Annotated in this window: 1 protein-coding gene; it reads left to right on the top strand. The window is 61.2% G+C overall.

Annotated elements, in window-relative coordinates:
• Positions 1-4: 4 nt before the first annotated feature.
• Positions 5-13,249, top strand: coding sequence for a DNA translocase FtsK (locus ACZ9HU_RS05880; protein WP_476103376.1), 13,245 nt, complete (start codon positions 5-7; stop codon positions 13,247-13,249).
• Positions 13,250-13,617 lie beyond the last annotated feature (368 nt).

Raw genomic sequence — 13,617 nt, 5'->3', positions numbered from 1 at the left:
ATCGATGCCCTTTGACGTGCAGGGCGCGCGCCGCGCCGGTTATTCGGATGCGGAAATTGCCGACCATCTCGCCTCGCAGTCGGGGTTCAACATCGCAGCGGCCCGCAAATCTGGCTATAATGATGCGGATATCATCGCTCATATCAGCGATGCACAGAGCCAGAAGGATCGGGAAAAGAGCGCGATTGCCAAAGCCGGCGACATGCTTGTTGATTTGGCCACCTCGCCCGCATCGCTCGCGCGCGCTGGCCTGAGGGCTGTAACCGGCGATATTGGCGGGGCGGCATTGGAGGCTGTGCGCGCAGGCACCAACCAATTGCGCGAGAATGCCAAGGGCGCATTCCAGTCAGATGCAGCCAAGAATGACGGGTTTCTTGACCGGGCGGGCAGCCTGTTGGAGCGCGGCACGGCCAATGTGGTGCAGGGCGGATTCAGCGCCATGGGCGCGGCCACCGGCAGCCGACGGGCGCGCGACGAGGCCGCCAACCTCGGCAAGACCGCCACGGCCAAGATCGCGGGTGAGACGAAGTGGGAAGATGTAAAGAAGGACCCGCTTCACAACATCGGCAACTATGTGGTCGATGCCTCGCTTGAATCGGCACCGGGCATGGCACTGGCCGCAGTGCCATATGTCGGCATCCCCGCCTATGCTGCGACCAATGCAGGTAACATCGCAGATCAGCGCGCGCAGGCCAATGGGCAGGAGAACGCATCATTCTCCGACCTGCTGGTATCGGCTCCCGCTGCTGTGGCATCGGCTTATCTGGAGCACATCGGCCCCCGGATCGCGGCGACCATCCCCGGCAAGAATGCCCTGAGCGGCATCGGCAAGGCGGCGGCTGGTGAAGCGGCCACCGAATTTGCCCAGAGCGTTGCCGAATATACGGGCGGCGCAATCGGTACGGATAAAGGCTGGTCAGCCGGTGAAGCGCTGGACCAAGGGCTTGCTGGCGCTGTGGCTGGCGCTGGGATGGGTGGCGCGATCCGCGCGACCGGAGAGAGCGGCAAAGCCGTAATGCGCCTGAGCGACCGCTATGCCGGAAAATTCCGCCCCGTTGCCCCCGGCGTGCGCGCCACCAGCGCGGCAGAGGCTTCTGTCCTCACGCCTGACGATCATTCCAGCCCCATCCCGAATGACCTGATTGCCCGCGGTAAAATCGATGTGGCTGACGCGACGGCCAAGGGCGGCGCTGATGCCATCCTTTCGGCGGCAGGGATGCCCACCACCGGCAAGCGCGTGCAGATTGTCATGCCCGACGGCACCACGCACACGGGCACTGTGCGCGATGCCTTTGACACCGATGCGGGCGACCTCGGGCGCGCATCTGGCATTGCTGTCGATCTGGACAATGGCACGGTCTTTACCGAGCACTTTGACACGCTGAATGATGCGGGCGTTTCAATCACGCCTCATACCGATGCACCTGCCGATCCGGCCTTGGCTGCCAACGTCAACACGCGCCCGGCCGCCACGCGCAGCAAGAAGGATCAGGCGGCCCCCGTCGATGATGGCGCGGCGCTGGCGCAATCCATCTTTGGCGATAAGGCCCGCATCACGTCGGGCTATCGCAGCGCTGAACACCCACTGTCCCAAGCCAATCCGAATAGCTGGCACACCAAGAGCCATGCCGCCGTGGACATGGCCCCCATTCCGGGGATGACGTTCGACCAGGCTAAAGCCGCCATTGAGGCCAAGGGCTATACCCTGATCGAAGCCCTGAATGAGGTGGGCGCAGGGCGCAGTAAGCATGCAACCGGCGATCACTGGCATTTCGTGATCGGCAAGGGTGGCGCGAAGGCCGAGCCTGAGGCCGGAAATTCAGCCGCAAGGCCGGAAATTGCGCCGGCTAATTCCGGCCTTCCCGATTCCTCGCCCCAGACATCGACGTTCGGCGCCATGGTGGGCGATCCGATCGATGGGGAATGGTCGCGCTTTTCCGACACATCGGGAACGCTTGGCGTGCCGCGCGCTGAAATGCCGCAGGTTAAGGCCGAGGACCGTGGTGCTCTGGTCAATTTCCTGAATGCACGCGGCATCGAGCATCAGGAAGAGACGGTTCCAGCCTCGTCGCTCAAGCCGACGCAGGCTGAGTTTTCCAATCAGAAGGTCGAGCAGGCCCGCAACTATAAGGGCGGGAATCGGGCCATCCTCACTTCCAGCGATGGCTATGTGGTGGATGGTCATCACCAGTGGATGGGTGCGCTCTCCAAGGGTGAGGACGTTCGCACGATCCGGCTGGACGCGCCGATTGCCGACCTGCTTAAGGTTGTGCCGGAAATGCCCAGCGCGACCACGGCGGATGGATCGACCGATACCAAGCCGGTCGAAATTCCGCAGAACGCCGATCAGTATAATCAGGCGGTCAACCTTGTGCGCGAGGCTGGAACCGGCTCAACCTCGATGATCCAGCGCAAGATGGGCTTGGGCTACAATGATGCCGCCAAACTCATTGAGCGCATGGAAGCTGACAGCATTGTCTCTGCGCCCGACCAGACTGGCAAGCGCACAGTCATTGCCCAACCGTCAAACAATCCTGAACAGTTGCCCAACGGCAGCGCCGTCCCCAACACCGGGGCCGCCGCGCCCGCCGCCAAGGTCGAACCCCTGACCGATAAGTCCGTGATCGTGCGCGGGCTGGATAACAGCGAGGCCAGCAAGGCCATCATTGCGCGCGGCCTGCCCGCCAAGGGCATCCCCTTGTGGAACGCCAAGCAAGGCGGCTGGGTGGTGTCGAAAAAGCATGAGGCCAAGGTGCGCGAGGTAATTGCTGCCCTGGCATCGGAGAGCATCACCCAAAACCCGCAGGAAACTGCGACGAATGAGGGTAAAACGGGGGCAGAGAGCAGCACCCCCGGCAGGCCCCTTAATGGCCGCAACAGCGATGTTGGCCAAATCGACGACGAGGTTTTTAATCGCGTCTGGAACCATAAAAAGTTCCGTGATGCCATGGCTGAAACCGGCCATGCACTTCCGCACCGTGAAAGCTCCGAAGCCCGTAAGATGGCAGAAGGCTGGTACGATGGCGGCGCGTTCAATATCGAGAAGCTGCGCCGGGAGGTTGCCGCTCTTGAAGAGAATGCCAAGGCCCAGAACATGAAGCCGTTCGGCTTCAATCCCGCGCAGTCATACATTGAGGGTTTCCTTGCGCGCGTGACCGGGCAGGCGCGGGAAGTGCGGCAGATTGCGAGCGGCAATAAGCTGGGGGCCGCCGAGGCCCTAAAGATCATTGAGGGGCATGAAGATGGCGATGGTCCCAAGGGCAAACCCAATCAAGAACCCACCCCGCAGGAAACCGCCACTCCTGCCGTAGAACCAGCCCCGGAATCAAAACCCGATCAAAAAGCATATGGCACCCAGAACAAGCTGTTCACCGCCGACGCAGCGGAAAAGGCCCGCGCCCTCCTGCGCGCGAAGATGAACCAGTTGAATGCCGGCTTCGATCCCGAGATTGCGCAGGCTGGCCTGACGCTCATGGGCTATCACATTGAGGCGGGCGCGCGGTCTTTTATGGATGCCGCCCGCGCCGTGGCAACCGATCTGGGCATGACGCCCACTGACCTGCGCAACTCGCTGCGCTCCTGGTATTCCTCGGCCCGTATGTGGATGGAGGATAATGGGCATGACGTGCGCGGCATGGACGATGATGCCGCCGTGCGCGTCGATCTTTCGCGCATCGACCAGTGGGGCGCGACACAAGCTGCTGAACCTGCTATCACGCAGCCGGAGGAAACGACCAATGGCACGAATGCCGAGCCTGACAGCGCTCAAGGAAATGATCGAGCAAGCGCTCCAGCAAGCAGACCCGCAGGGGTATCTGCAAGCGAAGGCGAGCGGAACGCTGCCGAAAATCCTGAGCGACCGGGCGATGGAGGCAATGGAAACCTACGAGCAGATCAAAACGTCGTTCGACGAGATTCCGGCAAGCCAGATGTCGGCCAAGGATCAGTGGATCGCGGCGAACCGCGCAAGGCAGCAGGCCGTCGAGGTGGCGCTCAGCCAGGCGACCGAGTTTCCAAAGGTCCCAAGCCCGAGCGGGCCGACCGAGGAACAAACTATCTAGCCCCCATCGGAAGCATTAAGCGTGAGGGCGGCTGGAAATCCACCGCCGCGCGCAATCTCGATATCGTCGAACTGGTGAATCGCCTTGATGCCGAACAGCGTCAGGCAACCCCGGAAGAGCAGGCCATGCTGGCCAAGTTCACCGGCTGGGGCGCTGGCGAAATCAGGAACAACCTGTTCCGCACAGTCACCCGCAACCCCGACGGGAGCCGCCGCATTGCGCCGCCGACCTATGGGGAATGGAAAGAGCTTGGCCAGCGCGCATCCAATCTGCTGACCGGCGATGCTCTCGAAACGGCTCTGCAATCGACGCAATATGCCCATTACACCAGCGAGGCGGTAATCCGCTCGATCTGGTCTGGCCTGCGCCGCCTCGGCTTCAACGGGGGCAAGATCGTTGAGCCCGGCATGGGCACCGGCCTGTTCGCCGTGGCGGGGCCCTCGGACGTGATGGGCAACTCCAACTATACCGGCATCGAGCTTGATGGCTTCACGGCCAAGGTTGCTTCCTATCTATTGCCGCAGGAAACCATCATTCCCGGCGATTACACCAAGACCAAGCTGCCCGACGGCTTCTTTGACATTGCCATCGGCAACCCGCCCTTTGCCGATATCAAGGTGACCGACGATCCGGCTTATCGGAAGCAGCGCTTTTCTCTGCATGATTACTTCTTCGCCAAGACGATCGATAAGGTTCGTCCCGGTGGCCTGCTGGTGTTCGTCACGTCGCGCTACACGATGGACAAGCTCGACCCCAAGGCGCGCCAGTACATCGCAGACCGAGCCGATTTGGTCGCGGCAATCCGCCTGCCCCAGACCGCGTTCAAGGAAAACGCGGGCACCGAGGTTGTGACCGATGTGTTGTTCCTCCAGCGGCGGGCGCCGGGGACTGAACGGGCTGGCGCGGATTGGCTGGCATCTGAACCTCTTACGGTCGATGGCACCCAGATCCCGGTCAATCGGTACTATATGGACCATCCTGAAATGGTTCTGGGCCAGCATTCCACCACTGGCTCCATGTATCGGGCCAAGGAATATACCGTTGCGCCCGGTGAACAGAACATCGAGCAAGCATTCGCCACAGCAATCAAAGCCCTGCCCGAGGGCATCTATAAGGATGCTGCGCCCAGGGCCGCATCCGAAGCTGTGGCCAGAACGGTTGAGGCAGACATGCGCCCATCGGCCGAAAAGGAAGGTGCTGTCTATGTGAAGGACGGCACGCTGTTCCGGCGCGAGGATGGCGTGGGACGCGCGCTGTCTGACCTGGGCGAAAAGTTAAGCGCCAAGGATCTGGACTGGATCAAGGATTATGTGCCCCTCCGCGATGCGGTGAAACAGGCGCAGCGTGACCAATTGCAGGATGGGAACTGGCAAAATTCCCTCGCCGCGCTGAACAAGGCCTATGATTCATTCGTTGCAAAGCATGGTGAAATCTCTGCGTTCAGCGAAACTGAGCGCACCTTCACCGATGATGATGGCAATGAAACTACCGTCACCTATCGCCGTCTGAAAAACCGCAAGCGGCTTGACGCCGACATTGAAAGCACGCTGGTCGAAGCGCTGGAAAAGATCGGTGACGACGGCAAGATCAGCAAGGCGCCGTTCCTGCTGGATCGCACGCTGAAAAAGCCTTCCCGGCCCGAGGTCAAAACGGCGACTGATGCCGTGGCCGTGACTCTCGACGAGATTGGCCGCTTTGATCCCGCCTATGTCGCCGGCCTGCTGGGCAAGAGCGAAAAGGAGGTCATTGCCGAGCTTGGCGATGAGGTGTTCCAGCATCCCGACGGCTCTTGGCTGATGGCTGATGAATATCTGTCGGGCGATGTGGTGGCAAAGCTGGACGAGGCCAGCATCGCGGCAAAGGCCGATCCCCGCTTTGACCGTAATGTCGAGGCGCTGGTAAAGGTGCAACCGCGCCCGCTGGCCCATTCAGACATTGCCGTAAAGCTGGGCGCGGGCTGGATTGAATCCGGCGTCGTTGAGGCCTTCTCCCGCGAGGTGCTGGGAGAGGAAATGCAGGGTATCCGCTATGAGCCTGCAACCGGCTCATGGATCGTGCCTGATTCATCCAAACGCTGGGGCCGCACCGCGACCTCTGAATGGGCAACCGAAGATCGCAGCGCGCGCGAATTGCTGGATGCCGTGCTGAACAACCGCACCATCAAGATCACGCGCACGGAAAAAATCGACGGTACGACCAAGACGTGGACCGATCAGGAGGCGACCGCTCTGGCCAATGAGCGCGCCAAGAAGATGGCCGATAAGTTCAAGTCGTGGGTCTGGACCGATGGCGACCGTGCGACCCGTCTGGCCGACAAGTATAATCGCCTGTTCAACAACCTTGCCCCGCGCAAGTTTGATGGCAAGCACCTCACCTTCCCCGGCCTGAGCACGCGCTATAACCTCTACGATCATCAGCGCCGTGCCATCTGGCGGGTGATTGCGACCGGCAACACCTATCTCAACCATGCGGTGGGCGCGGGCAAGACGCTGGAAATGATCGTGGCAGGCATGGAGCAGCGCCGCCTCGGGCTGATCCAGAAGCCTATGTATGTGGTCCCGAACCACATGCTAAACCAGTTCGCGCGTGAGTTCCTTGATGCCTATCCGGCTGCTAATCTCATGGTGGCCGACGAGAACGCATTCCATACCAGCAATCGCCGACGCTTCATGGCGCAGGCCGCGCTGAATGATCCCGATGCTGTGATCGTGTCCCACTCGTCGTTCGGGAAAATTGGCACCTCGGCCGAGACGCGCTCGCGTGTGGTGGACCGGTTCATCTCCGAACTCGAAATGGTCATGGATGAGTTGAAGGGACAGGAAAACCGCATCGCCCGGTCCAAGCTGGAAAAGCAGATCGAGCAGATGAAGCGCCGCTTTGAAGGCAAGGCAGCCACCGAAGGTAAGGACAAGGCCCTGACCTTTGAGGAAATGGGCGTTGATTTCCTGTTCATCGATGAGGCCCACGAATTCCGCAAGCTCGACTTCGCCACCAACCGGACGGCAGTGAAGGGCATCGATGCCAACGGCTCGCAGCGCGCGCTCGACCTCTACATCAAGCTGCTGTGGCTCAATGAGCAGCGCCCGGGTCGCGCCGCCGTTCTGGCATCGGGCACGCCCGTCACCAACACCATGGCCGAAATCTATACCGTGATGCGGTACATGGATCAGGCTGGGCTGGAGCGCGACGGCCTGCAGGCATTCGATGCGTGGGCCTCGATGTTTGGCGAGGTAGTTTCCGGCTTTGAGCAGAACGCGGCGGGCGGCTATGAAATGGTCGAGCGCTTCTCCAAATTCGTGAACGTGCCGGAAATGATGAAGCGCGTCCGCAGCTTCATGGACGTGCTGACCAGCGATCAGCTTGGCGATCTGGTGAAGCGCCCCGCGCTCAAGGGCGGCCTCCCTGAAAACGTGATTGCCGAGGCATCCGATGACCTGAGTGATTACATGAAGGTGACGCTGCAGGAGCGCATCGAGAAAAGTCGCCGCTGGAAGCCGAGTAAGGAGCAACCGGGCAATCCTGACCCGATCATCAACATCATCACCGATGGCAGGCTCTCCGCGATCGACATGCGCTTCGTCGATCCGTCGCTTCCGAATGATCCTTCGTCGAAGCTCAACAAGATGATCGACCGCATCATCGAGAAGCATCGGGAATTCGGCGGTATCACCTATCAAGACCCGGCCACCGGCAAGCCTATGGCCCGCAAGGGTGCAACCCAGATCGTCTTTTCGGCGGTAGGCTTTGGCGACATGGTGGCAAAGAGCCGCGGCTTCGACGCGCGGGCATGGGTGGATAAGCGCCTCGCGGAAGCAGGCATCTCGCGCGATGCCGTGGCATGGATGAACGACCAGAACACCCACGCCAAGAAGGAGGCTACCTTCAAGGACATGCGCAGCGCGGTGAAGCGCGTGCTGCTGGGCAGTCCGAAGAACATGGGTACGGGCGTGAACGTGCAGGCCCGCCTCAAGGCCCTGCATTACCTGTCCCCGCCCTGGTATCCCTCGGACGTTGAACAGCCCCATGGCCGGATTATCCGTCAGGGCAACATGAACCCCGAGGCGGAAATCTATTGGTATGCCACCAAGGGCACCTATGATTCGACCGCATGGAACATGGTCAGCCGCAAGCAGCGCTTCATTGAGCAGGCCATGCGCGGCGACGATTCCATCCGTTCGCTGGAGGATATCTCCGAGGCCAACCAATATGAAATGGCCTCGGCCCTTGCTGCTGGCGATGAGCGCGTCATCCAGCTTGCCGGGCTGTCCAATGAGATCGAGCGTCTGACCAAGCTGGAAGCGGCCCATGCCGAAGAACAGGTAAGCCTGAAATGGCGCAAGGAAGCGCTGGAGCGTATGGTGGAGCAGAAGGGCGGCGCGTCATCGCGCCTTGCCGCCGCGATTGAAGCGCGCGGGCCCTATGCGCCGTTCTCCATGACCGTGGATGGCGTCAAGTATCAGAAGCCGGGCGAGGCAGGCAGCGCCATGGCCTCGCAGATTGAAACGGCCATGGCCTCTTACAAACTCGGTGATCCCGATGCGCGCATGGAGATTGGCCGGTTTCAGGGGAACCTGCCGGTGCTGGCGCTCATCACCACCCAGACCGTGGATGGCAAGCCGCGCAAGACCTATGATGTGGTGGTCGAGGCCGGTCCTGTCGAACTGACCATTCTCGACACGCGCACGTCAGTCGAGAACATTGACCCCACCGGCCTGTCTCAGCGTATCGGCAATGCCGTTGGCCGCCTTGAAAGCGACAAGGTGCGCGCCGAGCGCGACATTGAGGATGCGAAGGTGGAACTGGCGCAAGCCCGCCGCAAGATCGGGGCGCCGTTCGAATATGCGGCCGACCTTGGCGAGAAGGTTGCCGAGCGCGCGCGCCTTCAAGGGGAACTGGCTTCCGAGACGGCAGCATCACAAGCTGCGCGCGAAGCCGCCGCACCGAAGGCGAGCATCCCCGAAGATGAGCCGGTTGCAGACCTGACCGGATCAGAGCTTGGCCCGGCCCGCGATATCCTCGACATGGGGCGCAAGGCACGGGCATGGTTCAAGGCCAACCTGCGCGCCAAGACCATCACATCATCCGACGGCGCGAAGGTTTCGTTTGGCCGGATCGGAGAATCGAAGATCAATGGCGGCGACCGTATCTTTTCCGCTGTCCCCGCCATCGCGGAAATCATCGCCAAGGGCGAACATGCCGAGCCGGTTGCACCCTCGGAAAAGTGGGCGGCGCGGGGCGTCATCGCGACTCATAAATACACGGCCCCGGTAAAGATCGGTGACGAGATTCGCCGCTATGGTGTACTGGTGCATGAAATGGCAGATGGCCGCCGCTTCTATTACCTGACTGATAATCCGGGAGATAATGTCGGCGGCCAGTCTATTCAGACCGAGGGGCGCAAATATGCGTTGCCCGAAGTGGAAGTCACCGCCGACAACTTGAATCTATTCTCTGTTGACCAAGAAAGCAATGGGGCCTTCCTGCCTGTGGAAGACGTTCCGGCCGATTTGGCTAAGCGTTACGCCGAACGCGATCTGGAAGGCATGGAAATGGGCCGAGATGCCCGCGCCGAGCGTGAGCGCTATGCCGCCACCATGGAGCAACTGAGCAACCGCATGAAGGACCTTGGCCTGTCCGAGCGTATTGCCCTGTCGGTCAAGGATAAGCTGACCAGCATCGAAGGTGCGGCAGGCACCTATCGCAACAGCATCATCAACGTCGCCCTCGCCGTAAAGCAGGCCCCGCTCGATACGCTCAACCATGAGGTGATCCATGCGCTGCGCGATCTTGGGCTGATCTACGACGGCGAATGGGCCGTGCTGGCGCGCGCCGCGCGGGCCGATCAGTCCATGATGGCATCTATCCGCCGCCGCTACAGCCACCTCAATCTGTCAGAAGATGCCCAGGTGGAAGAGGCTATTGCGGATCGCTTCAAGAATTGGGCCGCCAATCCGCAGGCAGAAACCGGCATCATCAACCGGACCTTCAAGCGCTTGCGCGACTTCATCGAAGCGCTGGGCAATGCCCTGCGCGGCAACGGCTTCAACACCGCCGAGGACGTGATGCGGGCGATCAACGCCGGGCAGATGGGCGGACGCGAAATCGGCGCGGGCGGGCGCGGCAATTACCGGGCCAGCCTGCCTGAAAGCCCCGAGTTTGACAGCGCGGAAACCGAGCGCCGCTTTCAGGAGGCCAAGGCCGGTGTCGGAGGCACCCAATCCCTGATCGATCGCCTGAAGGAGACGGCAGAGCACACATGGCATGGCCTGACCCGCCACTGGATCGCCCTGCCCAACGAGCCGAAATATTCGGCGCTCCAGCAAAAGCTCCGCGCCATTGAGAGCGCGCCGCAGCACGCGCGCGAGCGCACTGTGGCAATGCTGGAGGACATGGTGAAGGATTTCTCCAAGGAAGATCTGGACCTGTTCACTCGTAAAGTGATCCTTGACGACTTGGCATGGGATGCGGCCAACGAACGCGACCTGCCCTTTGGCTTTACGCCCGGCAGCCTCACGGAGGAGAAGGCAAAGATCGACCGTATCCTGATGGCCGATCCTGAACAGCGCATCTGGAAGGCGGCCATGAAGCGCAAGCTGGCCAACCGGCAGATTGCTCAGGAGCTTGTCGCCGCCGGCGTGCTGGAGGCCGAGCAGATCAAGAACCCTGCCTATTACCGGCATCAGGTCTTGGAATATGCCCGCGCGCAGGCCAACTATGCCCGCACGCCGGGACAGAAGCTCAAAACGCCCAAGTGGGCAAAGCGCATGGGCTCGACGCTGGATATCAACGCCAACCTGCTGGAAGCCGAGTTTGACTGGCTGAACCGGGCGTTCGTCGACATTCCGGTCGCGCAGACCATCGAGTGGATCAAGAACTCTCCGCACAACATCCTTGAGGATCTGCGCAGGCAGGCAAAGGACAGCAACAAGGATGGCGTGGCGGCGAAACTCCAAGAGGCGCAGGACACTATCGACGATCAGCAGTCCACCGACGATGAGCGCGGGCAGGCAGCCACGCTGATCGACACCGAAAAGGGCTTCCGCCAATCCATCGCCATGGGCTTCGACCTTGTGCGCCAGCACCTGAAGGATGGCGAAATCAAGGTTCCCGCCCGCTTCCAGAGTGCGGCCGATGCCATTGAGAGCGGCAAGGGCGCTGTGGGCGATCCGCCCTTCGCCTTCCTCTCATGGATGCTCGATACGGATCAGCCGGGCGCGATGGGCGCGGCCATGGTCATGAAGGCCATCGGGCAGCGCCGCTCGTGGACCAAGAACCTGCTGGGCCGCGACTATATCAACGATCAGGACGCGAGCGAGTTGGTGAAGCGCCTGGCGCCCGAGGGCTATCGCACATGGCAGCCCGATGAGGGCAAGCTCCTGTTCACGGTCAAGACGCTGCCTGAGCACGCCATCGACACCATGATCGCCCAGCTTGACGCCCCGGCAGGGATTGACCCCACAGTGTTCCGCGCGGCGCTGGAGGGCGCGCGCAGCCAGCTTGCCATGGGCGGTGATCGCTATACCATGATCCTGCCTACCGAAGTGGCCGACACGCTCAGCAACCTGCGCAGGCAGGAAAACGACGGACTGTTTGAACACCTTGCCCGCGAACCGCTGCGCGCGTGGAAGCGCTGGGTGCTGGTGAACCCCCGCCGCTTCTTCAAATACAACCTGAACAACCTGACGGGCGATCTTGATGCGGTGCTGGCAGGCAACCCGCAGTTGCTCAAGCAGGTCGGCCGGGCGGCGCGCGAACTGGCTGATGTAAAGCTGGGCCGGATCAAGGCGTCTGATCGGTACAACGAGGCAGTCGCCCGCGGCGTTTTCGATTCGGGCCTGTCGGTGCAGGAAATCCCCGACATCAACACGCTGGCCCCTTTCGAGCGCTTCGCCAAGCAGCCAGGCACGCTCAATAGGGTGACGATGATCCCGCTGCGCAAAGCGTGGAATGCCCTGCAAGGGGCGACACAGTGGCGCGAGAACATCTTCCGCTATGCCGCCTATCTCGATTACGTCGAGCGGCTGGAGCGCGGCGATAGCCAATCCAGCATCGGCTATGGCGCATCACGCCCCAACATGGTCGATGCCGTTCAGGACCAGAAGGACCGGGCCGCCATGCTGGCGCGCGATCTGCTGGGTGACTATGGCGCAATCAGCCATTACGGTAGCTGGCTGCGCGAGACGATCATCCCATTCTGGTCCTGGACCGAAATCAACACCCGCCGCTACTGGCGCCTGAGTGCCAATGCCTATTCGCAGGGCATTGGCAAAGGCATCGCCACCGGGGGCGGCATGGCGTTGGCGCAGGGCGCGCGCACCTCGGCTTGGCTGGTGATCCGCATGGCCGCGATGTACGGAATGTTCTCGCTCTGGAACATGCTGTTCTTCGGTGACGAAGAGGATGAGCTTGACGATAACCAGAAGCGTCAGATGCACGTCATCCTCGGCCGCAATGCCAACGGCGACATCATCACTCTGCGCACGCAAGGCGCGCTGTCTGATGCCCTCGGCTGGTTTGGGATGGCTGATATGGCCAAGATGGCAAAGGACTATGAGCTTGGCCGGGTAAGTCTCAGCGATGCCCTTTTGGCGATCCCCAAGAGCACGGTGAATAAAGCCGTCGGCGGGCTTTCGCCTATCATCACCGCCCCCATCGAGGGCGCTATGGGCAAGAAGTTCTGGCCCGACGTGTTCACCCCTCGCCCGGTCAATGATCGCTGGCGCAACTTCTTGTCTACATTCAGCCTTGAGAACGAATATGACATGGCGATGGACAAGCCCTCGCGCGGCTATGGCCGCTCATGGCAGGAGGCTTTCATCTATCGGCGCGATCCGGGGGAAATTGCCTATAACGAGGCGCGCGGCATCGCCTATGACTGGCTCAAGCGCGAAAAGGGTCAGGAGTTTGACGGCGGCTTCACCTCGAAACGGTCAGAGGCCACGCGCGATTATCGCACGGCGCTGCGCTATGGCGATAATGAGGCTGCCGACAAGGCCATGCGGAAGATGATCGAGCTTGGCGTCGATGCCGGCGACTTCCAGCAGATGATTAAGCGCGCCGCGCCGCTGGGCCCCATCTCCAAGAAGGATCAGCAGGCATTCGTGGCCAGCCTGACCAAGGATGAATATGACACCTTCGTCAGGGCGCAGCGCTGGTATGAGGAGACATTCCTCATGCCAAAGCGATAGGTGATTGAACATAGGCGCGATCAGGTCCAGCACAGTCACCTGTTCAAGAATCGGGTGACTTCATGAGGAAGCTGATCGCGTCTATACTTTTGCTTGGCCTGTCTGGTTGCGCGCAGAGCTTTTATTCTGCGCAATGCGCAAAGCAGTTTGGCTATCAGAAGGGAACGCCGGAAAACTCTGACTGCGCATCGAGTGCCAGGCGCCAAGGTATGCGGGAATCGCAGGATGCTTTGCTTGCTGGCGCAGCCATCGGCATTGTCGGGGCATCTGTTCAGCCCACGGAGCAGGAGCGGAACTATGCGGCGCCATCGCCGCAATACATCCGGCCAGTCCAAGCGCAGCCTCCGCAAAACCCGCGTATCTGCCCG

The organism is Novosphingobium sp. Sphag1I (assembly GCF_056279125.1).
Note: the sequence above shows the minus strand (reverse complement) of the source record. Positions and strands in the feature narration are given on the sequence as shown.

Bases quoted from the DNA above. Each gene is read 5' to 3' on its own strand.
- ACZ9HU_RS05880 (WP_476103376.1), top strand. From the start codon at position 5: ATGCCCTTTGACGTGCAGGGCGCGCGCCGCGCCGGTTATTCGGATGCG.